At 67.5% G+C, this 20,861-nt stretch carries 16 protein-coding genes and 3 pseudogenes; 13 read left to right on the forward strand and 6 right to left on the reverse strand.

Translation table 11 applies throughout. From position 1 onward, the window contains the following. Window positions 1-128 precede the first annotated feature (128 nt). From OL239_RS05865 to OL239_RS05880, 4 genes are read left to right on the forward strand one after another with little or no spacing between them, the layout of a single operon-like run. On the forward strand, window positions 129-1,376 hold the full coding sequence (locus OL239_RS05865) for a cysteine desulfurase family protein (RefSeq protein WP_268911098.1): 1,248 nt from the start codon (window positions 129-131) through the stop codon (window positions 1,374-1,376). Next, window positions 1,373-2,524 (forward strand): tRNA 2-thiouridine(34) synthase MnmA, encoded by a 1,152-nt coding sequence (gene mnmA / locus OL239_RS05870; RefSeq protein WP_268911099.1) that lies wholly within the window; start codon window positions 1,373-1,375, stop codon window positions 2,522-2,524. Before OL239_RS05865 ends, mnmA begins: the two co-directional genes overlap by 4 nt. 60 nt (window positions 2,525-2,584) lie before the next feature. Beyond that, window positions 2,585-2,965 (forward strand): chorismate mutase, encoded by a 381-nt coding sequence (locus OL239_RS05875; RefSeq protein ID WP_268911100.1) that lies wholly within the window; start codon window positions 2,585-2,587, stop codon window positions 2,963-2,965. A 57-nt stretch (window positions 2,966-3,022) separates the two neighbouring features. Beyond that, a complete protein-coding gene (locus tag OL239_RS05880) occupies window positions 3,023-4,066 on the forward strand; it encodes a hypothetical protein (RefSeq protein ID WP_329609361.1) in 1,044 nt (347 codons plus the stop codon). Window positions 4,067-4,080: 14 nt separating this feature from the next. On the opposite strand, the pseudogene OL239_RS20045 reads toward OL239_RS05880, so the two are convergent. The 6 genes and pseudogenes from OL239_RS20045 to OL239_RS05910 all read right to left on the reverse strand — a co-directional run bounded on the left by OL239_RS20045 (window position 4,081) and on the right by OL239_RS05910 (window position 10,293). Continuing rightward, window positions 4,081-4,793: pseudogene (locus OL239_RS20045) on the reverse strand (DUF4166 domain-containing protein). Between the two features lie 6 nt (window positions 4,794-4,799). Then, a complete protein-coding gene (locus tag OL239_RS05890) occupies window positions 4,800-6,092 on the reverse strand; it encodes a DUF58 domain-containing protein (RefSeq protein ID WP_329609363.1) in 1,293 nt (430 codons plus the stop codon). A 19-nt stretch (window positions 6,093-6,111) separates the two neighbouring features. Continuing rightward, window positions 6,112-7,197 (reverse strand): annotated as a pseudogene (locus tag OL239_RS05895) (AAA family ATPase); the annotation flags it as partial. After that, window positions 7,194-8,378: a DUF4350 domain-containing protein gene (locus tag OL239_RS05900; RefSeq protein WP_268911103.1), complete on the reverse strand. Its 1,185-nt coding sequence runs from the start codon at window positions 8,376-8,378 to the stop codon at window positions 7,194-7,196. The pseudogene OL239_RS05895 and the gene OL239_RS05900, both read right to left, overlap by 4 nt. After that, window positions 8,375-9,055 carry a DUF4129 domain-containing protein gene (locus OL239_RS05905; RefSeq protein WP_268911104.1) on the reverse strand — a complete coding sequence of 227 codons (681 nt, stop codon included), beginning with the start codon at window positions 9,053-9,055 and terminating at the stop codon, window positions 8,375-8,377. Before OL239_RS05905 ends, OL239_RS05900 begins: the two co-directional genes overlap by 4 nt. Then, the gene (locus tag OL239_RS05910) at window positions 9,052-10,293 is read right to left on the reverse strand and encodes a proline-rich domain-containing protein (RefSeq protein ID WP_268911105.1); all 1,242 of its coding nucleotides are present in this window, start codon (window positions 10,291-10,293) and stop codon (window positions 9,052-9,054) included. Before OL239_RS05910 ends, OL239_RS05905 begins: the two co-directional genes overlap by 4 nt. A 257-nt stretch (window positions 10,294-10,550) precedes the next feature. Here OL239_RS05910 and mtrA point away from each other — a divergent pair, with 257 nt between their 5' ends. The 9 genes and pseudogenes from mtrA (at window position 10,551) to secA (ending at window position 20,845) form a co-directional block, all read left to right on the forward strand. Continuing rightward, window positions 10,551-11,228, forward strand: coding sequence for an MtrAB system response regulator MtrA (mtrA, locus tag OL239_RS05915; protein ID WP_268911106.1), 678 nt, complete (start codon window positions 10,551-10,553; stop codon window positions 11,226-11,228). Between the two features lie 46 nt (window positions 11,229-11,274). Then, window positions 11,275-12,936 (forward strand): MtrAB system histidine kinase MtrB, encoded by a 1,662-nt coding sequence (gene mtrB / locus OL239_RS05920; RefSeq protein WP_268911107.1) that lies wholly within the window; start codon window positions 11,275-11,277, stop codon window positions 12,934-12,936. After that, entirely contained in the window at window positions 12,926-13,060 is a 135-nt protein-coding gene (locus OL239_RS05925) for a hypothetical protein (RefSeq protein WP_268911108.1), read from the forward strand. The genes mtrB and OL239_RS05925 overlap by 11 nt, the downstream gene beginning before the upstream one ends. Further along, window positions 13,035-14,684, forward strand: a complete 1,650-nt coding sequence (locus tag OL239_RS05930; protein ID WP_268911109.1) for an LpqB family beta-propeller domain-containing protein — start codon at window positions 13,035-13,037, stop codon at window positions 14,682-14,684. Before OL239_RS05925 ends, OL239_RS05930 begins: the two co-directional genes overlap by 26 nt. Window positions 14,685-14,803: 119 nt before the next feature. After that, window positions 14,804-15,508 (forward strand): ComF family protein, encoded by a 705-nt coding sequence (locus OL239_RS05935; RefSeq protein ID WP_268911110.1) that lies wholly within the window; start codon window positions 14,804-14,806, stop codon window positions 15,506-15,508. Continuing rightward, complete coding sequence (locus OL239_RS05940) at window positions 15,505-15,705, forward strand: phosphoribosyltransferase family protein (RefSeq protein WP_268911111.1); 201 nt, start codon at window positions 15,505-15,507, stop codon at window positions 15,703-15,705. Before OL239_RS05935 ends, OL239_RS05940 begins: the two co-directional genes overlap by 4 nt. A gap of 163 nt (window positions 15,706-15,868) precedes the next feature. Further along, window positions 15,869-16,597, forward strand: coding sequence for a ribosome hibernation-promoting factor, HPF/YfiA family (gene hpf / locus OL239_RS05945; protein ID WP_268911112.1), 729 nt, complete (start codon window positions 15,869-15,871; stop codon window positions 16,595-16,597). A 163-nt stretch (window positions 16,598-16,760) separates the two neighbouring features. Next, window positions 16,761-17,969 carry a winged helix-turn-helix domain-containing protein gene (locus OL239_RS05950; RefSeq protein WP_268911113.1) on the forward strand — a complete coding sequence of 403 codons (1,209 nt, stop codon included), beginning with the start codon at window positions 16,761-16,763 and terminating at the stop codon, window positions 17,967-17,969. Window positions 17,970-18,060: 91 nt separating this feature from the next. Then, window positions 18,061-20,845: pseudogene (secA, locus tag OL239_RS05955) on the forward strand (preprotein translocase subunit SecA). Window positions 20,846-20,861 lie beyond the last annotated feature (16 nt).

The raw sequence follows: 20,861 nt of genomic DNA on the forward strand, positions 1-20,861 counted from the left end.
CTGCAGGAGCACGGCCCGGTGGACAGGCACAGGATAAACCGGGAGCGCCGGCGGGGAGGCGTAGTGGTCACAGCGGCATTGTGCCAGAACTGATCGGCACAGGTTGCGATCACCGGTAGAATGGGCAGGTGCCCGTGTATCTAGATCACGCGGCGACCACGCCTATCTCGGCCTCGGCCCTCGCCGCACTCACGTCAGAACTTAGCCGCAGCGGTAATCCGTCCTCGCTGCACGGCTCCGGCCGCCGCGCCCGGATGGTGGTGGAGGAATCCCGGGAAGCGCTCGCCGCCGCGGCGGGCTGCCACCCCTCGGAGATCATCTTCACCTCCGGCGGAACCGAGGCGGACAACCTGGCGGTCAAGGGCCTGTACTGGTCCCGCCGCGATGCCGACCCCGCCCGCACCCGCATTCTGTGCTCTCCGATTGAGCACCATGCGGTCCTGGACACCGTTCAGTGGCTGGAAAAGCATGAGGGCGCCACCGTGGTGTGGCTGCCGGTGGACGCCGACGGCGTCGTGTCCCTGGATGCGATCCGCGCCGAGCTGGAAGCCCACGCCGGCACCACCGCGCTGCTGACCGTGATGTGGGCCAACAATGAGGTGGGCACGGTCCAGGACATCCCCGCCATCACGGCGCTCGCCCACGAGTACGGCGTGCCGGTGCACACCGACGCGGTGCAGGCCTTCGGCGCGCTGCCGGTGGACTTCCGCGCCGCCGGCGTGGACACCATGGCGGTCAGCGGCCACAAGATCGGCGGACCGGTGGGTGTTGGCGCACTGGTCGTCGGACGGGCGGTAAAGCTGACTCCGGTGCTGCACGGCGGCGGGCAGGAGCGGGACATCCGCTCCGGCACTTTGGACACGCCGGGCATAGCGGCGTTTGCCGCGGCGGCGCGGGAGGTCACCGATAACCTTCCCGCCGAAGCTGCCCGGCTGCGCGGCCTGCGCGACAAGCTGATCGCCGGTGTCGAGCAGGCAGTCCCCGACGCTGTGCTGCGCGGCGTGCGCGAGGACGACGGCGGGACGGGGGCCGGCAACGGCCTGCCCCGCCGGCTGCCCGGCAACGCGCATTTCACCTTCCCCGGCTGTGAAGGCGATTCGCTGCTGTTCCTGCTGGACCTGGCCGGGGTGGAGTCCTCCACCGGTTCGGCCTGCACCGCGGGAGTTCCGCGCCCCTCCCACGTTTTGCTGGCCATGGGCCTAAGCGAAACGCAGGCCCGCGGCGCGCAGCGTTTCAGCCTCGGGCATACAACGGCCCCCGAAGACGTTGACACTTTGTTGGGAGCACTTCCCGAAGCCTATGAACGCGCAAAAAAGGCCGGCATGGCTTCCCACGTCAGCAGCATCCAAACAGCAGGAACAGGTTTTACTTCATGAAGGTTTTGGCAGCAATGAGCGGCGGAGTGGACTCCGCGGTAGCCGCAGCACGCGCAGTGGAGGCCGGGCACGACGTCGTCGGCGTCCACCTGGCGCTTTCGCGCATGCCCGGAACGCTGCGCACCGGCAGCCGGGGCTGCTGCACCATCGAGGACTCGCGCGACGCCTGGCGCGCCTGCGACATCCTGGGCATCCCGTACTACGTCTGGGACTTTTCCGAGCGGTTCAAGGAAGACGTGGTGGATGACTTCATCGCCGAATACGCCGCCGGCCGCACCCCCAACCCGTGCATGCGCTGCAACGAACGCATCAAGTTCGCCGCGCTGCTGGAGAAGGCGCTGGCCCTGGGGTTCGACGCCGTGTGCACCGGCCACTATGCCAAGGTCCTCACCGACGCCGACGGAAACCCGGAGCTGCACCGCGCCGCCGACTGGGCAAAGGACCAGTCCTACGTGCTGGGCGTGCTCACCCATGAACAGCTCAAGCATTCGATGTTCCCGCTGGCCGACACCCCGTCCAAGGCCGAGGTCCGGGCCGAAGCCGAACGCCGCGGCCTGTCCGTGGCCAACAAGCCCGACAGCCACGACATTTGCTTCATTCCCGACGGCGACACCCGCGGCTGGCTTGAGGAACGGATCGACCTGACCGAGGGCGACATCGTTGACTCGTCCGGCGAAAAGATCGGCACCCATCCCGGCGCCAACGCCTTCACCGTCGGCCAGCGAAAGGGCCTGAAGCTGGGCCGCCCGGCCGACGACGGCAAGCCCCGCTTCGTGCTTGAGATCCGGCCCAAGGAAAACAAGGTGGTGGTCGGTCCGGAAAAGCTGCTGAACATCGACCAGATGCGCGGCATCAAGATCTCCTGGGCCGGACTGCCGATTCCCGAAATTGCCGCCCGCACGGCATTCGACTGCATGGTCCAGGTACGCGCACACGGCGATCCCGTTCCCGCGCGCGGCTGGATGGAAGACGTGGCCTCCGATGAGGCCGGCGGCATCCGCGAGGAGCTGGTGGTCCGCCTCAATGAGCCGATGCGCGGCGTGGCTCCGGGGCAGTCCATGGTTGTTTACCAGGGCACCCGTGTCCTGGGCCAGGCCACGATCGATTCCGCGCGCTCGCTGGAATGGGATCCCGCGGCAGTTTCGTGAGCCGGGCAGGGCGGCGTAATGTGCTCCGTCCTGCCGCACCACGGACCCTAGACTGGAGCTATGACTGATATCCCCGCAGACGAGTTCGACCCCACGGCCAGTTCCCTCTCCGGGACGGTGTCCGACGAGGTCATGCAGGAGCTCCTGGCGGTTCGCAGCAGCATCGACAACATCGATGCCACGCTGGTGTACCTGCTTGCCGAGCGGTTCAAGGCGACTCAACGGGTAGGGCTCCTGAAAGCCGTCCACAGCCTTCCTGCCGGAGACCCGGGCCGGGAGGCGGCACAGATTGCCCGGCTTCGCCGTCTGGCGGAAGACGCCCACCTGGACCCGGCGTTTGCCGAGAAGTTCCTGAATTTCATCATCAGCGAGGTCATCCGGCACCACCAGGCGATCTCCGACAACCACAACGGCGGCAACAGCAATGCAGCAGGACTCTGAACACCGGCACTTTGAACGGCAGGACTCTGCGCACCCTCCGAGATGACGGCCACCGCTGTGACGGCCACCGCCTCCGGCTCGTGGCCCGGCAGCGACCCGGTGGAGGCCACCCGGATCATCCGCGGCGAGCTCGGGGAGCCGCACCTTCCGTTCCTGGTGGAACTGCCGCACCGCGGTCCCGGCGCCGATGCCCTGGGCCGGACGGCCGCGCTGCTGGTGGACCTCGCCGTGGACCTCCAGCCGCACGGCTGGCGCCTGGTGCCACGGCCCGGAAAGGACCACCGGCGCGCTGTTTCCCTGCTGAGCCAGGACCTCAACGCCCTGGCAGACGTCGTCGGAACCGAGGAATCCCCGGGTGCGCAGCTGAAGATTTCGCTGCGCGGCCCGCTGTCCCTGGCCGCTGGCCTCTACCTCCACAACGGCGAACGTGCTCTTGCCGACGCCGGAGCCCGCCGCGAACTGCTGCAGTCCCTCACTGCCGGCGCAGTGGACTTCGTGGCCCGTGCACGCACCGCGGCGCTCGACACCGGCATCGTCGTCCAGCTGGATGAGCCCGACATCGCCGAGATTCTCGGCGGAGCCATTCCCACCGCCAGCGGCTACCGCACGCTGCGCTCGGTTCCGGCCACCGAGGTGTCATCCGCCTGGACCGCGCTCGTTGAAGCGCTCACCGGCGCCGGCGCTGAGCAAATTATCCTGCGGCTGCCGGAGACCGGACGCTCGGCGGCGCTTCGGCCGGGAGCCCAAACGCCGTTTGCCCTGGCCCTCGGTGCCGGCGCGGACGGAGCGGCCCTGCCTGCGGCAGGACTCACGGGCGCGGACTGGGAAGCCATCGCAGAAGCAGTGGAAGGCGGAAAAACACTCTGGCTGGGGATCCTTCCGGAGCCGGCTCCGAACGCCGAACCACGGCAGGTCAAAGTCCTGGTGGAGGACGTGCTGCGGCCATGGACCAAAATCGGCTTGTCCGCCGGCGCCCTGCCGGCGCTTCGCCTGACACCGGCCGCCGAGCTGGCGGACGCATCGCCGTCGTCCGCCCGCAAAGTCCTGAGCCGCCTGACGCAGGCCGCCGAAGCGCTGTCCCAGGTGGCTGCGGAGGGCTAGCGGAGCCCGGGGGCTTAGACGCGCTGCTCCCAGCGGGCAGGGACGGCCTCGGCCGGCAGTGTGCCGTCCCAGGGCTGCTGCCGGTAGCTGAAGCTGCCCTCGTACACGAAGATGGTCCCCACCTGCCGCTGCACCACGCGGGTGCTGATGCGGAAGGTGCCGGCGGCGCCGTCGTACCACTGCTCCACATGGGCGTCCGCCGCGGCAAAGGCCGGAAGCGGAAGCCGCAGGGGACCCAGGAACAGCCGGCTGCGGGGAGAATCCATGAGCAGATGGCCGTCGCCGGTCACCGACAGGACCAAATCGGTGGCGAGGTTCCGGTTCCGGCCCAGGTAGTCCGTGAGCCGGCCGGGACCGGTCAGGGTGGTGGTGTCCTCGAAGATCCGGTCCCCGCCGGGAAACCGGAAAGTCCGCACCGCCGTCAGCGACGTCCGGCCCCACGGATCCCGGTGGGGATAGTTCCGGATGCTAAAGGGATCCCGATACCGTAGTCGGGAAAGAAAGCGTTCGGAACCGGGATCAGTGCCAGCAGCGGGCGCAGCCAGGCACGGGGACAGCCAGCCGCTTCGAAAATCCCGGTGCCTTCGCCCCGGGTCCCTGATTCCGGGGTACCTGAGAAGTAATCCTGCAGCTCCGGCTGCAGCCGTTCAAAGTCCGGACCGAGGGCGCTGCGGTAGAGGGAGACCGGGCTGACGGGGCCGCGCTGCGGCGGTTCGAAGCTGTTCACGGACGCCTACAATCTGCCGGAGGCCTTGAGCCGGATGTAAAGGTCGGCGAGTTTGGGCGGCAGCTCATGCGGAGTCTCGTCGACGACTTCGGCACCCATCGCACGCAGCTGGGCGGTCATGGCCGCCCGGTCCAGCAGTGCCCGTTCAGCGGCAGCGGCGCGGAACGTCTCAGTTGCCGTTTCCCGCTGCCGGCGCAGCTGTTCCAGTTCCGGGTCGCGGACCGAGGCAATCACCACCACGTGCTTTTCCAGCAGCTGCGGCAGCACCGGCAGCAGCCCCTCCTCGACGGCGCCGGAGTCCAGGGCGGTAACAAGCACCACGAGCGAACGGCGGGTGGAAACGGACCGGACGGCGCCGGGCACCAGGGTGAAGTCGGCCTCTATCAGCTCGGCTTCCAGCGGAGCCATGGCCGTGACGAGGTGGTTGAGGAGGTTGCCCTTGGAACCGGACTGCACCCGTGCCCGAATCCGCCGGTCGAAGGCCAGGAAGTCCACCCGGTCCGCCCCGCCGTGCGCCAGCATTGCCAGCAGCAGGACGGCTTCGATTCCGGTGTCGAGGCGCGGCTCGTCCGCGATCCGTGCTGCGGAGGTGCGGGAGGTGTCCAGCAGCAGCACCACCCGCCGGTCACGCTCGGGCCGCCAGGTCCGCACCACGGTGTCGCGCCTGCGCGCCGTGGCCCGCCAGTCAATGGACCGGACGTCGTCGCCCCGGACATAATCGCGGAGCGAATCGAATTCCGTTCCGGCACCGCGGAGCTGGACCGATGCGTTCCCGTCCAGCTCCCGCAGCCGCCGCAGCTTGGACGGCAGATGCCGCTTGGCATGGAACGGGGGCAATACGCGCAGCACCGCCGGGCTCTGCAGAGTGCGCTGCCGGGCAGCAAGTCCCAGCGGGCCGAAGCTGCGTACTGTGACAAAACCGCTGCGCAGCTCGCCCCGGCGCCCGGGCAGCAGCGATACCTCGAACCGCCGCGCCTCACCGGCCGGAATGCGCAGCCGCTGGACGGGATTGCGTGCTCCGGCGGAAGGCTGCCACCCGTCGCGAAAGCTCCCGCGGAGGGAGCGTGAGCCCTCGTTGCGGACAGTCAGCAGCACGGTGGCCGGCTCGGTGAGGCGTACGGCGGCAGGAACGGTCCGTTCCACGGCCAGGGCACGGGGTGACCCGGCCGCGAGCAGATCAGCGGCAGCGGCGGCCAGAAGGAACAGCAGCCACAGCCAGATCGCAGCGGTGCCGGGGAAGAGCAGGACCGCCGCGGTACCCGCTGCGGCAAGAAAGACCAGCCGGCCGGAAATCGCCATTGCTGCCCGGCGCCCTAACGGGGACCGGCACGGTGGCCAGGATGCTGCCCAGCACGTCGTCCACGCTCACGCCGTCCATCTGGGCTTCGGGCCGCAGCGAGACACGGTGCCTCAGCGCCGGCAGCGTCAGTGCCTTGACATCGTCAGGGGTGACGAAGGTCCGGCCCGAGAGCCAGGCCCAGGCCCGGGCGGTGTTCAGCAGCGCGGTCGCGCCGCGCGGCGAAACGCCCAGCTGGAACGACGGCGCGGCCCGGGTGGCCCGGACGAGGTCCACGATGTAACCCAGTACCTCCGGGGAAACCGCCACCCGGGCAACGGCCTCCCGGGCCTTTTCCAGGTCTCCGGCCGTCGCCACGGCGCGGACACCGGCGGCGCCGAGATCGCGCGGATCAAACCCGCCGCTGTGCCGGCGGATAATTTCGATCTCGTCATTGCGGCCGGGCAGGTCCAGAGTCAGTTTCAGCAGGAACCGGTCCAGCTGGGCCTCGGGCAGTGAATACGTTCCTTCGTACTCCACCGGATTGGAGGTGGCCGCCACGATGAACGGGTCGGGCAGCGGACGTGACACGCCGTCCACGGACACCTGGCGTTCCTCCATGGCTTCAAGCAGCGAAGCCTGGGTCTTTGGCGGAGTGCGGTTGATCTCATCGGCCAGCAGGATATTGGTGAAGACCGGCCCCTCCCGGAATGAGAACTCCGAGGTTCGGCCGTCATAGATCAGCGATCCGGTGACGTCGCCCGGCATCAGGTCAGGGGTAAACTGCACCCGCTTGGTGTCCAGGTCCAGGGCCGCGGAAAGGGTCCGCACCAGCAGCGTCTTGGCCACTCCGGGCACCCCCTCAAGCAGGACATGCCCGCGTGCGAGCAGGGCGATGATGAGCCCGGTGACGGCGGCGTCCTGTCCCACCACGGCCTTGGCCACCTCGCGGCGGACATTGAGCAGCGCGTCCCGAACGGGATCGAACTCACCGGAACCGGCCGCCGCCTGCAGCGGGGGGTTCTCCGGGACGGCTTCCGTCCCCGGCCCGCCGGCAGGAGGCGGCGTGTAGGGCTCCGGCGGCGGAACCGGACCGGGGACTGCCTGCGGCTGGAACTGCTGGCTCATGATGCGGTGACCTCTTCCTCTAGGGCTTGCAAATCCTGTGACCAGCGCACGAGCTCCGCATCGCGGGCAGGCGGCCGGCCGTTCAGCAACCGGCCCACGTCATCCAGGGGCCGTCCGGTGGCCTGGGCCGCTGCCCGCACCACCATGTCTGCGGTGCACTGCGGGCCCAGTCGAAGCTTGGCTGCCATTCGGGTCATGGCTGCGGCACGGAGCGTCTCGGCCGCATGGCCGGACGCCTTGGCATCCTGGTACAGCCGGGCGCGGCCTTCGGCAGTCTCTGCGGACCGTACCACCACCGGCAGGGGTTCCGCCGCGAGCGGTCCCAGCCGGCGTCCGCGCCAGAACATCGCCAGCCCGGCCACGACCAGCAGCCACAGCAGCAGCGGATCCACCCATGCGGGCATCAGCGTCCGCGGATCGGCGGGCAGCCCGGCGGCAGGAATGTCCGCAGCGGTCGGGTGATACCAGACCAGCGTTTCCGTTGAGCCGAGCGTGCGCAGTGCGAGGGCGGCATTGCCGCGTCCGGCGAGCGTGCCGTTGGCCAGGAAAGCGGCGTTGCCCAGGACGACGGCGCCGTCATTGTTTGAGGCGTAGGCGCCGGCGGTGCCGTCGCCGCCCGGAACCGGAAAGCACACCGCCGGCCCCCGGTAGGCGAGGCCCCCGGCGTCCACGCTGCCGGCGGCCAGGGCATCGGCCTCGCTGCACGCGGCCTGCAGGGCCCCGCCGCTGTTCTCGGGAATCACGCCTGCCGAGCGGATATCGGGAGCCAGGACCGAGAGCTGCGTAAAGGACGGCTCCACCAGGACGGTTCGGTGTGCCGTTCCGGAGAACTCGGCCAGCTGTTCCTCATTGAGGTAACCGTTGGGGTCCACGAGCAGCAGAGTAGCGCGGGCGTCCTTCTCCGCCAGGAGCTCCAGAGCATCGTCGAAGGATCCCGGGGCGAGGACCTCCACCCCCTGTTCCTCCAGGATGCGTGCGGCGGCCATGGCGCCGTCCGGAGCCGGATTGGCCGGGGAGAGGGCGGGCGCCGGAGTGCCGGAACCCGTCAGGACACCCAGGACAACAACCAGGCACAGGACCAGGGAAAGGACGATCCAGAGCCGCCAGGTCCGCAGCCGCTGGCGAAGGCCGGAGGTCCGCGGGGCGGCGGCACGTGCCGCCGCCGATGATCCGGCGGTCACCGGGGGACCACCGGTGCTGCTGGAACTGGGGGAACTGTGCCCGGGGCGGCGGGAGCGGAAGACTCCAGCAGCGTATCGAGGGCTGCGGCCCGTTCGGCATCGGCTGCGGCAGCCGGAAGGTGCCCGAACCGCACCTCGTCAAAACGCCGGGCCAGCCAGCGGACTTCCGGTGCCGCTGCGGGAAAGGACGCCGAGAGCGCGTGCCCGGCTTCCGCCGCAGTGCGGCCTGCCTGCGGCTCGAGGATAACGCGCTCCTCCGCGGACCGGATCACTGCGCGCAGCCGCTCCGCCAGCGCCGTGTTCCACTCGCCGCGTGCGGCAGCCTCCGCCGCCAGCCGGCGGTGGTCCACTGCCTCCCGGGTTTCCGCAGTGTCAAAAAGCCCTCTGCGCCTGCGGGCGTTCAGGCGGGGGCGCACCAGGAAGACCGCTGCCGCCAGCACCGCTGCGGCGCAGGCGGCCAGCAGCAGTACGCCGAGTGACGGATCAACACCGGAGATGCCATCGAGGAGATCTGCGAAAAACTCTCCCAGCCACTGCCAGAACCGGTCGAGCAGCCCCGGCCGGGCGTCAGCATAGACGGACCGGGACAGCTCCCGCTCCGCCCACTCACGCCCCTGCGATTCATCCGGAACAACCGGGACGCCGGTGCCGGGTAGGGCACCCAACAGGGCGGTCACCGGCCGGTGTCCCGCGCCCGGCCGGGGACGAGGTCCGCATCACCGGATCCGACCAGTTCCTGCTCCTTCATCAGCGTAATGTCGAAGCCCTCGCGGCGGATCCGCAGGTCGACGTACAGCAGCGACGTCACGGCTGCCTGGAAGGCATATCCAATGGCGCTGAAGAAAGCCGTCACGGCCACATTCAGCGCCACCAGCGCCAGCGTTGCGGCTGGGCCGGGTTCACCGCCGCTGCCAAAGGTGCCGACAAGGCTCAGCAGCAGGCCCACCGGGGTGCTGATCACCGAGGAAACAATGGTCACCAGCAGCACCGTCAACGCGAGGATCCCGAAGGACCGCCAGAAGTTGCGGCGCGTCAATTGCCACGACCGGCGAAGGGAAGCGAAAACGCCGGCAGGCTCCAGCACCAGGGCCGCCGGTGCCAGGGCAAGCTTGACACCCAGCCAGGCGGCGACGGCGGCCAGCGCCAGGACGCCGAGGAGGACCACACCGATGCCTGCCACCCCCAGCGTGTCCACGATCAGGACCAGGGCAAAGGCGAAGGCAACTAAGCCGGCGATCAGGATCACCGTCAGCAGCACACCAAGTCCCGCCAGCGGCAGCAGCCGCCTGCCCGAGAGCTTCCACGTTTGTGTGAATCCGGTCTTCAGGTTCAGGATTGACCGTGCGACGGGCACCACGAGCATTCCCTGCAGCAGCAGGACCCCCACGACGGAGACCACGGTCACGAGTGTTCCGGACGTCAGCGCGGGTCCGACTGATGTTCCGGCCGCTCCGAAATCCTCGTCCAAGAGCGCCGGGGAAAGCACGTTGTTGAAAAGGATCAGCGTCAGGACCGCAACGAAGGCCTGGACGAGGAGGGCTGCGCCGAAGGTAGCCGCCGCGTTCCTGCGGCACGCCTGGAACGCACCGTCGAGCAGCTCGCCCAGTCCCAGCGGCCGCAGCGGGATGACTCCCGGCTTGGGCGGGGGCGCCCACTGGCCCCAGGGTCCCCCCTGCGGGGGGATGCCCGGGGTGCCCCAGGGCTGGTTTTGCGGGGGGATGCCGGGGGTGCCCCAGGGCTGGTTTTGCTGCTCCCAGGGATTCGGCGGAGGTGAGGGCTGGCCCCAGGGCTGGGCCTGCGGCTGGCCCCATGGCTGCACAGGCGGCGGGCCGGGGACGTTCCCGGACCGGTCATTGGGCCCGGAAGGCTCGTCCCGCTGTCCCGGGATGCCGCCGTTGTGATTGTCCTGACCCAAGGTGTGCCCCCAAAAGAGTTGTTTGCCCTTATCCGACTATAGTTCCGAACTCCTTTCCGCGTCCCCCGGAGAAAGTGCCGGAAACGATGTCCTCTAGGATGAGAGGGATATTGTCAGCTGCCGCAGTGTCCCCGGCACAGCCCATGCTCCGCATCCCGGACAGCGGGCAGGGGGCCGGCGGGAACGCGCACGGCCGCCTGCAGGGCAGGCACCGCAACGAAGAACCGGTTTGAGCAGTCAGCCGGGGACAGGGAGTTATGAAGGCACGCATATTGGTCGTGGACGACGACGAAGCACTGGCCGAAATGATCGGTATCGTGCTCCGCAACGACGGGTTCGACCCTGTCTTCTGCGCGGACGGCTCCAGAGCGCTGGAAATTTTCCGCAGCTCAAAGCCGGATCTGGTGCTGCTGGACCTGATGCTGCCCGGGATCGACGGCATCGAAGTATGCCGGCAAATCCGCGGCGAGTCCGATGTTCCCATCGTCATGCTGACCGCCAAGTCTGATACGTCCGACGTCGTGCGCGGGCTCGAATCCGGAGCCGATGACTACGTGCCCAAGCCGTTCAAACCCGCAGAGCTGGTGGCCCGCGTACGGGCCCGGCTGCGCCCCGGTGACACCAAGACGCCGGAATCCCTCAGCATCGGGGAAGTCTCCATCGACGTCGCCGGGCATGTGGTCTCGCGCGGTGCCGACACGATTTCCCTGACACCGCTGGAATTCGACCTGCTGGTTGCCCTGGCCCGGAAGCCCTGGCAGGTGTTCACCCGTGAAATGCTGCTGGAGCAGGTGTGGGGTTACCGCCACGCGGCGGATACCCGGCTGGTCAACGTCCATGTGCAGCGGCTTCGTTCCAAGATCGAACGCGACCCCGAAGCACCCGAAATTGTTCTGACGGTGCGCGGTGTCGGTTACAAAGCCGGCCAGAGTTAGGCGCCCGCGGACTTCTGTCCTGAAAACCGAAGTCCTTCCGGCAGCGGTGCGGACGTTCCGGCGGCTGCATGACGCACTTCGCAAAGCGACCTTCCAGCGGCTTGCGCGCCGCTGGCGGCGTTCCCTGCTGTTCAAGACAGTGGTCTCGACCCTGCTGCTGGTCACCTTGGCCTGCGCCGGGGTGGGAGCGTTCCTGTCCCATCAGATTGCAGGCGCCCTCTATGAGGAGCGGCTGAGCCAGTTTCAGTCCGAGGCGGCCGCCGGACTCAATTCGGCGAAAGAGAACTTCCGGACCACGGCGGCGACGGACCGTGAAGGAACCGAACGGCTGGTCTCCAACACCCTCTCGCTGCTGGAAGGGCAGGGAGCCGACGCGCGCCGGCTGTATCTGCTGACCCCCCTGCCGGACCAGGAACAAAATCTGTTTGTCTCCCAGACCCTGGGGGAGGGGATCACCGCCGGCAGTATTCCTACGGAGCTGAGCGCGTCCATCCGCAGCATCGACGTCAACGCCGACCAGGACACGATCCACTGGTCTCCGCTGGCGCTCGCGCACGGCGAGCCGGGGCTTGCTTTCGGTACCAAGGTAACTCTGCCGCCGGACAGCGCCGAGTATGCGCTGTACCTGATTTACGACCTGGACTCGATGCAGCAGACGCTGGACGATATCCACCGCATCCTGTGGATCGCCGGCGGCCTCCTGTTCGCGATCATCGGAACCATCGCCTGGTTCGTGACGAAGGCGGGTGTGGGAGCTGTCAGCGACGCTGCCTCCGTCTCCGAGAAGCTCGCGGCCGGCGAACTCCAGGAACGCATGGTGGTCAAGGGCGAAGACGAAGTCGCCCGGCTCGCCGCGTCCTTCAACCACATGGCCGCGACGCTGCAGGACCAAATCACCCAGCTGGCCCAGCTCTCCCGCATGCAGCAGGTCTTCGTGTCCGATGTCTCGCACGAACTGCGCACTCCACTGACTACCGTGCGGATGGCCGCTGAGGTGCTTTACGATGCCCGCGACGGTTTCGATCCGATCAGCAAACGGTCCACTGAACTGCTCTATCACCAGGTGGAGCGCTTCCAGGCCCTGCTGGCAGACCTGCTGGAAATCTCCCGGTTCGACGCCGGTGCGGCGACACCCGACCTGGAGCCCACCGACATCTTTACCGTGGTCCGCGAGGTCATTGACGCCACGGAGCCGCTGGCCCTGAATATTGGCTCGGAGGTCACCATTGTCTCCAAGGAGACGAGCTGCATGGTTGATGCAGATCCGAGGCGCATCGAGCGTATTCTGCGAAACTTGGTCGTCAATGCCCTCGAACACGGTGAGGGCCAGCCGATAGAGATCGCGGTTGGCTCCAGCATCGACGCCGTCGCCGTCGCTGTGCGCGACCACGGCATCGGCATGACCGACGATGAAGCGTCCCGTGTGTTTGACCGGTTCTGGCGTGCCGACCCTGCCCGCGCACGGACCACCGGGGGAAGCGGGCTTGGGCTCTCCATCGCCGTGGAGGACGCCCTGCTGCACGGCGGCCAGCTCCAGGCCTGGGGGCGGCCCGGGGACGGAGCCTGCTTCCGCCTGACCCTCCCGCGCCGCCATGGGGTACCGTTTTCGGATTCACCCGTACCCCTTTCACCGTACGACGGCAGGCCGGGAACCCGGGCGCTGGCGGCCCCGGCACTGCCAGCGGAGGAGACAACCGATGTCAGCTAATCCCGCGTCCACGCGGCCGTTCGCCCGGTTGGTCCTCATGGCCGCGGCACTGCTCATGGTCCTTTTCCGCCTGCTCGTCGATTCCGACGACCGGGCCGGTGGGGACCGCAACGGCGCACAGTGACGGCAATGCCCTGGTGGATACCTTTGCCGCGGCGCCGCGCGGTCCCAGCGAAGCCGGCGGGGAAACCCCGGAAGAAATCCTGCAGGGGTTCATCACCGCGGGAACCGGAGCCGCCGACGACTACAGCGTGGCGCGCGAGTTCCTGACCGGAGCCGCCGCCGAAACATGGATCCCCACCGACCGGGTCCTGATTTACGGTGCCGACCCCAGCATCGTTCCTGCGGCCGACGGCGACGGCTACTCCATCCGCCTGGAAGTGGTGGGCTCGCTGGATGACCGCGGGATCCGGACCGACCGCCCCTCCGGCACCACCGAAGCCCTGTCGGCCAAGCTGGAACAGGAGGACGGAAACTGGAGAATCAGTGCCGTTCCCAACGGCATCATGGTTTCGGAGGTCAACTTCTCCCTGCTGTTCCTCTCCCACAATCTCTACTTCTATTCGAGCAGCTACGACTTTTGGGTGCCGGATACCCGGTGGTTCGTCCAGAAATCGGGTATTGCGGCCAACGTGGTCAAGGCGATGCTGGAGGGGCCGGCACCGTATCTGCAGGGGGCCGTCAGCAGTGCCTTCCCCGCAGGCACCGCACTGGCGCGCGATGCTGTGCCCGTAGTTTCAGGGGCAGCGACAGTGGACCTGTCCGCCGAGGTCCTGCAGGATTCGAGCGACCTGAGCCGGCAGCAAATGGCCCTGCAGCTGCAGCAGAACCTGGCCAACCTGAACAACGTCAATTCAGTGACGATGACGGTAAACCAGCGTTCCGTGGATCTTGGCAAGGAAAGCGGTGACCTGATCGAGCCGGTGTCCGACCCCGAGGTGGGCGGGACACAGATCGGGGCGTACCGAAACGAACTGGTCTATTTCAAGGACGGACAGCCGCAGCTGATTGACGGCATTCCCAGCGTGGCCGAGCACGCGCCGCGGGATCCGGCGCTGTCCCTGGACCTGGCCACCATTGCGTTCCTGAACGGGGACCGGTCGGGCCTGTTCCTTACCGGACCGAACCAGGATGTCCGCCGGGTCGCAACCGGCGGTTCGCTGACTCCTCCCAGCATCGATCCGGGGAGGTGGACATGGACGGCATCCCAATCGGGCAGCGGCTCCTCGATCCTCGCACTGCCGCCCGGCGGTTCTTCTGAGGACCTGGTTTCCCTGCCCGTGGCCTGGCTGGCGGAAACCAGCGTTTCGGAACTGCGGATTTCCCGCGACGGGGCACGTGCCCTGCTGGTCACCGGGGAGGGCGGGCAGAGCCGGGTACTCGTCGCCGGGATCGTGCGCGGCGCCGACGGCGTCCCCCGCACGCTGACCACGCCGCTGGAACTGGGCGTCACTGCCGACCCGGGCTCAGGTATTCCCGTGGACCTTCCGGTGGACCGCGCCAAATGGGTATCCGAGGATTCCGTCGCAGTGGTGCAAACCTCAGCCGACGGCGAGGTCACCCCGTTCATCCTGGGCCTGGGTGCCGGTCCCGAGCCTCTGGCCGGACTCGCCGGCATTACCGGCCTGAGCGCGGGAAAAGGGGAGCAGGACATCTACGTCCAGACGTCCTCGGCCCTGTATAAGCGGATGGGCAACAGCTGGTATGAGGTAGCCGCGGGTCTCACCGATCCGTCCTTTCCGGGATAGCCGTTCTCCTGCCGCCGCTGCTCCTGCACACGGGAGCCGGCCGGCGCTGCCGCAGGGCCGTTGTCCCCGGCCGCCTGCGGCGGCGAAACACCTGCCGCCGCAAGCGGGATACTGGCCCCATGGATCCGTTTCCGCGTTCGATGTCGCAGGCCGGCAGGACGGCGGACCGGTGCCGGCAGCATCCCTGGCCGGCCGCCGCAGCCGCGGCCTGCGCCGAGCTGGCAGCGGCCCTGCTGCCGACGTCGTGCGTTGTCTGCGGGGCACCGGACGCCACGCTCTGTCCGGGCTGCCGGCGCATCGTCCGCCGCAGCGGAACCCGCCCCTACTATGCCCACGAAGCGGCGGAGCTGCTCCCGCCAGCCGAAGCGGAAACAGGAAGTGCGGCGGACGGAGGCGGGCTGCAGGTGCTGCCCGTGCTCGCTGCCGGACGCTATGCCGGCCCTCTCGCCCGGGTGCTGCTGGCATACAAGAACCACGGACGAACGAATCTCGCCGCCGTGCTGGGCCCGATGCTGGCCGGAGCCCTGCACCAGGCTGCCGATGATGCGGGCCGGCGCGGCCTTGTCCTGGTGCCGGTTCCGGGAACGTGGCGTGCCCGCCGTCGCCGGGGATACAACCCGCTGGATCTGCTGCTCGGGGCGCTCCGCACCAGGGGCTGCTTCCTGCCGGAACTTCCCTGGAACCGCTGCTGCGGCAGTCCCGGCCGGGGCCCGGGCAGCTGCTGCGTCCCGAAGCGTTCCGTACGGCTGTTCTGCGGCGCTCCGGCCGCAGCCAAAAACAACTGGGACGGAAGGGGCGCCGCACCAATGTTTACGGAACTATGACGGCGGGCAGCTCCGGTTCACTGGCCGGCCTCAGGTGTGTGCTGGTCGACGACGTCCTCACCACCGGGTCCACCATCGCTGAAGCCGCACGCGCGCTGAGGGCGGCCGGAGCCCGCGTGGAAGCTGCGGTGGTGATAGCCGCAACAGCAGCCCCCGCACGTGACGCAGATAACACAAAAAGAGGAATCCTAGCCTAAGCCGAACAGCTCAGGTAATCGGAATGTCCGGAGGTGAATAACCTTGTGAGGTGATCTAACGTGTTGGTATGGACAGCTTCAAGAAGAGGAGCTGTCCTGCGGCAGCGGTCGCAGATTTTGGCAGCGGCCGTTGCTGTGTCACCGAAATCTATTGGAGGGCACCATGGAATTCATGATCAGCGGACGCAACGTGGCAGTATCCGACCGGTTCCGGGAATACGCCGAGGAACGCATTGCCAAGGTTGAGAATCTGGCCAACAAGGTCCAGCGCGTGGATGCACGAATCACCAAGCAGCCCAACGTCCGTGAGGCAGACAGCTCTCTCACCGTGGAACTCACCGTTATCGGCAGGGGCCCGGTGGTCCGCGCCGAAGCGACCTCCGGCGACAAGTTCGCCGCCTTCGACCTGGCCTACGCCAAACTTATTGAACGTCTCCGGCGTGCCAGTGACCGCCGGAAGGTCCATCACGGGCGGCATACGCCGGTGGCCGTGCGGGTTGCCACCGCAGATCTGGATACCGTCAGCAGCAGCGAGCCGCTGCATGTGCAGATGGAGAACGCCGCCGCCGGCGCCGGCCCGGTGGAGGAACCGGCGGCCGCCGAAACTGAAGCCGCTGAACCCGCTGACGATTCCCCCGTGCTGATCCGGCGCAAGGTTTTCCCGGGTGCCCCCATGAGCCTTGATGCCGCCGTGGACAACATGGAGCTGGTAGGCCACGATTTCTACCTCTTCGTGGATTCAGCCACCGGCGCCCCGTCGGTCGTATACCGGCGCAGGGGCTGGACCTACGGCGTGATTACCCTGGATTCGCGCTGCGCCGAAGGCACCGAAGACCTGAGGGAGGAAACCCGGGCCTACCGCCCGTCCGAAGGAGCCGCCGGCGTCGCCTAGCGGGCCGGTGAGCTAACCCGGCGGCAGGGGCCTCCGGGCTGATGGAACGGATTCACGGACCATCGGCCCGGGGGCCTTTCCGTCGCCGGCCGGCTGTTTGGCCCGGTGGAGCGCCGGTGCATATGGTCCGGACGGGCCCGGCCGCCAGCCTAGGATGTGGTTCATGGAACCAACCCTCACCGCCCGCCAGGCCCGCCTCGCAGCGATTGGCGCCCAGGGACTGGCGAAGCGGCGGCCCACAAACGTTACCGCCGGCTCGGTGCGCCGGGTCGTTGAGCAGCTTCACCTGCTGCAGATCGACTCCGTCAACGTGCTCTCCCGCAGCCACTACCTGCCGCTGTTCTCGCGGCTGGGCCCGTATGACACCGCCATTCCCGACCGGCTGGCTTCCAGGGCACCGCGCCGGATGGTGGAGTACTGGGCCCATGAAGCCAGCTATGTCCGCCCTGAACTCTTTGCGGATCTTCGCACCGTGCAGCGGCGCGTGTGGATGACCGCGCACTCCATCCCGGCCGACGCCAGGGAAAGGCTCAGCGAACGGATTGTGGCCCTGTTAGCCGTGTCAGGGCCGCTGACGGCCCGGGACGTCGAGGCCCGGATCGGGGAAAACAGCGTGAGGGCGGCCGGGAACTGGGGCTGGAACTGGAACGCCTCGAAGCGGGTGCTCGAGGATCTGTTTGCTGCGGGGCTGCTCAGTTCCGCAGGACGCACAGCGCAGTTTGAACGGCTGTACGCTCCAACCGCCGCCGTCCATCCGGAAGGAGCTGCCGCCCTGGAACCCGCCGACCCGGAAGAGGCTGTCCTGCGCCTCACCGAGCTGGCGGCGCGGGCCCACGGGGTCGCGACGGTCCGTTGCCTGGCCGATTACTTCCGCCTGCGCCGGCGCGAAACTGCAGCTGCGGCGGACACCCTGGTCCGGACGGGAAAGCTGCGGCGGGTACGTGTTGCCGGCTGGAACGCTCCGGCCTACCTCCACAGCGACGCTGTCATTCCGCGCCGATCCTCCGCCCGCGCACTCCTGAGCCCTTTCGATTCCCTGGTCTTTGAGCGGAACAGGCTGGAATCCCTTTTCGGCTTCCACTACCGCCTGGAGATCTACACTCCGCCGGCCGCCCGTCGCTACGGATACTACGTACTGCCGTTCCTGCTCAGGGATGCCTTTGCAGCCAGGGTGGACCTCAAGGCCGACCGGACCAACCGGGTCCTGCTGGTGCAGGCAGCACACCGGGAGGAGGACGCTCCCGGAGATACAGCCGTTGAGCTTGCCGCTGAACTGCGTATGATGGCAGCTTGGCTGGGGCTGGACGACGTTATGGTAAAACCATCAGGTGATCTGGCGGAGGCACTGAAACTGGCAGTACGCCGGGAATAGGCCCGCCGGGGGAACCCCCGCACACCACCAAACGTCTCTCACGTAGACTGGGGACGCCAGAATTAGGCAACACTAGATTGGGAGCAAATCAGTGGCATCACTACTCGAACGGGTTCTTCGCACAGGCGATAAGAAGACGCTGAAGACGCTGCGCAACTACGCCGATGCGATCAACGTGCTCGAGGATGAGTACAAGGGCATGACGGACGCGGAACTTCGGGGCGAGACGGACCGCTTCAAGGAGCGCTATGCTGACGGCGAGAGCCTGGACGACCTGCTCCCCGAGGCCTTCGCGGCCGTCCGCGAAGCGGCCGGCCGCACTCTGGGCATGCGCCATTTCGACGTCCAGATGATGGGCGGCGCTGCCCTGCACCTGGGCAATATTGCGGAAATGAAGACCGGTGAGGGCAAGACCCTCGTCGCCACCGCTCCCGCCTACCTCAACGCGCTCACCGGCCGCGGCGTGCACATCGTGACGGTCAACGACTACCTGGCCGAGTACCAGTCGGAACTGATGGGACGCGTGTTCCGGTTCCTGGGCATGACCAGCGGCTGCATCCTGTCCAACCAGGATCCCGCGGTCCGCCGCGAGCAGTATGCCGCGGACATTACCTACGGAACCAACAACGAGTTCGGTTTCGACTATCTGCGCGACAACATGGCTTGGAGCGCTGCGGAGCTGGTCCAGCGCGGCCACCATTTCGCCATCGTTGACGAAGTGGACTCCATCCTCATCGACGAGGCGCGTACTCCGCTCATCATTTCCGGAGCCGCCAGCGGCGACGTCAACCGCTGGTACACCGAGTTCTCGAAGGTCGTGCAGCGCCTGACCCTGGACACCGACTACGAGGTGGACGAAAAGAAGCGCACCGTGGGTGTGCTGGAAGCCGGTATCGAAAAGGTCGAAGACTACCTCGGCATTTCCAACCTGTACGAGGCGGCCAACACCCCGCTGATCGGTTTCCTGAACAACGCGATCAAGGCCAAGGAACTGTTCAAGCGGGACAAGGACTACGTGGTCCTCAAGGGTGAAGTCATGATCGTCGACGAGCACACCGGCCGCATCCTGGCCGGCCGCCGGTACAACGAGGGCATGCACCAGGCCATCGAGGCCAAGGAAGGCGTGACCATCAAGGCGGAAAACCAGACGCTGGCCACGGTTACGCTGCAGAATTACTTCCGGCTCTACGAGAAGCTTGCCGGCATGACCGGTACAGCCGAAACTGAAGCAGCCGAATTCATGAGCACGTACAAGCTCGGCGTGGTGCCGATTCCCACCAACCGGCCGATGGCACGGATTGACCAGCCCGACCTGATCTACAAGAACGAAATTGCCAAGTTTGACGCCGTGGTCCAGGACATCGCCGAGCGCCATGCGGCGGGACAGCCGGTCCTCGTCGGCACCACCAGCGTGGAAAAGAGCGAATACCTTTCAAAGCAGCTGGCCAAGGCAGGTATCCGTCACGAGGTCCTCAACGCCAAGAACCATGCGCGGGAAGCCGCAATCGTGGCCCAGGCCGGGCGCAGGGTGCGGTCACCGTCGCCACCAATATGGCCGGCCGGGGCACCGACATCATGCTCGGCGGCAACGCCGAATTCAATGCCATCGCGGAGCTGGAGCGCCGCGGACTGGACCCGAGCGAGAACCCGGACGAGTACGAAGCGGCCTGGCCCGACGCCCTTGAGAAAGCCCGCGAAGCTGTCGCCGCCGAGCAGCAGGAAGTCATCGAGCTGGGCGGGCTCTATGTCCTGGGCACGGAGCGGCACGAGTCACGCCGTATCGACAACCAGCTGCGCGGCCGCTCCGGCCGCCAGGGAGACCCGGGGAGTCGCGCTTCTACCTCTCGCTCACTGATGACCTGATGCGGCTGTTCAATTCCGGTGCCGCCGAACGCATCATGAACAGCTCATCGATGCCCGACGACGTCGCACTCGAATCCAAGCTGGTTTCCAAAGCCATCCAGAATGCCCAGGGACAGGTTGAGGGGCGGAACGCCGAGCAGCGGAAGAACGTCCTGAAGTACGACGACGTCCTGAACCGCCAGCGTGAAGCCATTTACGGTGACCGGCGCCGGATCCTCGAGGGCGGTGACCTGCAGGAGAAGGTCGGCTTCTTCCTTGAGGACGTCGTCACGTCCATCGTCAACGAGGCCACCGCCGAGGGCCACGGAGACGACTGGGACTATGACCAGCTCTGGACCAACCTCAAGACCCTGTATCCGGTTGGCCTGACCATCGATGAGGTGGTCGAGGAAGTCGGAGGACGGTCCAAGGTCACCCGTGAGTTCCTGCAGGAAGAAATCCTCTCCGACGCCAAACTGGCCTACCAGGCACGGGAAGACGCCTTGGGTGCGCCGGCCATGCGCGAACTGGAGCGCCGCGTGGTCCTCTCGGTGATCGGACGCAAGTGGCAGGAACACCTGTACGAAATGGACTACCTGAAGGAAGGTATCGGCCTGCGGGCGATGGCGCAGCGCGATCCGCTGGTGGAGTACCAGCGCGAAGGGTACGTGATGTTCCAGACCATGACGGAGGCCATCCGCGAGGAATCCATCGGTTACCTGTTCAACGCCGAGGTAAAGGTGAACCCGCCGGCAGCGGACGTTCCCCCGGCGCTGGCGGGACTCAAGGACGGCCGCAGCGTAGTTGGTCAGCCGACAGTCACGGCCGCCGGCCTTGAAACGCCGCAGCAGCCCGCCAGCCTGCAGTTCTCCGCACCGAACAGTGAGGGCGGCGTTGAGACCCGGGTCGAGCGGACGGCGCCGGCCAGGACGGAAAAAGCCGGTGCTGCCGGTTCCGGCGGCTCTGCCTCCGGAGGCTCCCAGCCGCGGAACACGGCGAAGACTGCTCCGAAGAAGACGAAACGCCGCAGGTAGGCCCGGTATGCCGGCG

The sequence above is a fragment of the Arthrobacter sp. ATA002 genome, from assembly GCF_026898095.1.
GTDB lineage: Bacteria > Actinomycetota > Actinomycetes > Actinomycetales > Micrococcaceae > Arthrobacter_B.

Coding starts and splice junctions, on each gene's coding strand:
- hpf (WP_268911112.1), top strand. CDS start 15,869: ATGGAATTCATGATCAGCGGACGCAACGTGGCAGTATCCGACCGGTTC.
- mnmA (WP_268911099.1), top strand. CDS start 1,373: ATGAAGGTTTTGGCAGCAATGAGCGGCGGAGTGGACTCCGCGGTAGCC.
- OL239_RS05935 (WP_268911110.1), top strand. CDS start 14,804: ATGGATCCGTTTCCGCGTTCGATGTCGCAGGCCGGCAGGACGGCGGAC.
- OL239_RS05875 (WP_268911100.1), top strand. CDS start 2,585: ATGACTGATATCCCCGCAGACGAGTTCGACCCCACGGCCAGTTCCCTC.
- OL239_RS05940 (WP_268911111.1), top strand. CDS start 15,505: ATGACGGCGGGCAGCTCCGGTTCACTGGCCGGCCTCAGGTGTGTGCTG.
- mtrA (WP_268911106.1), top strand. CDS start 10,551: ATGAAGGCACGCATATTGGTCGTGGACGACGACGAAGCACTGGCCGAA.
- OL239_RS05950 (WP_268911113.1), top strand. CDS start 16,761: ATGGAACCAACCCTCACCGCCCGCCAGGCCCGCCTCGCAGCGATTGGC.
- OL239_RS05890 (WP_329609363.1), bottom strand. CDS start 6,092: ATGGCGATTTCCGGCCGGCTGGTCTTTCTTGCCGCAGCGGGTACCGCG.
- OL239_RS05925 (WP_268911108.1), top strand. CDS start 12,926: ATGTCAGCTAATCCCGCGTCCACGCGGCCGTTCGCCCGGTTGGTCCTC.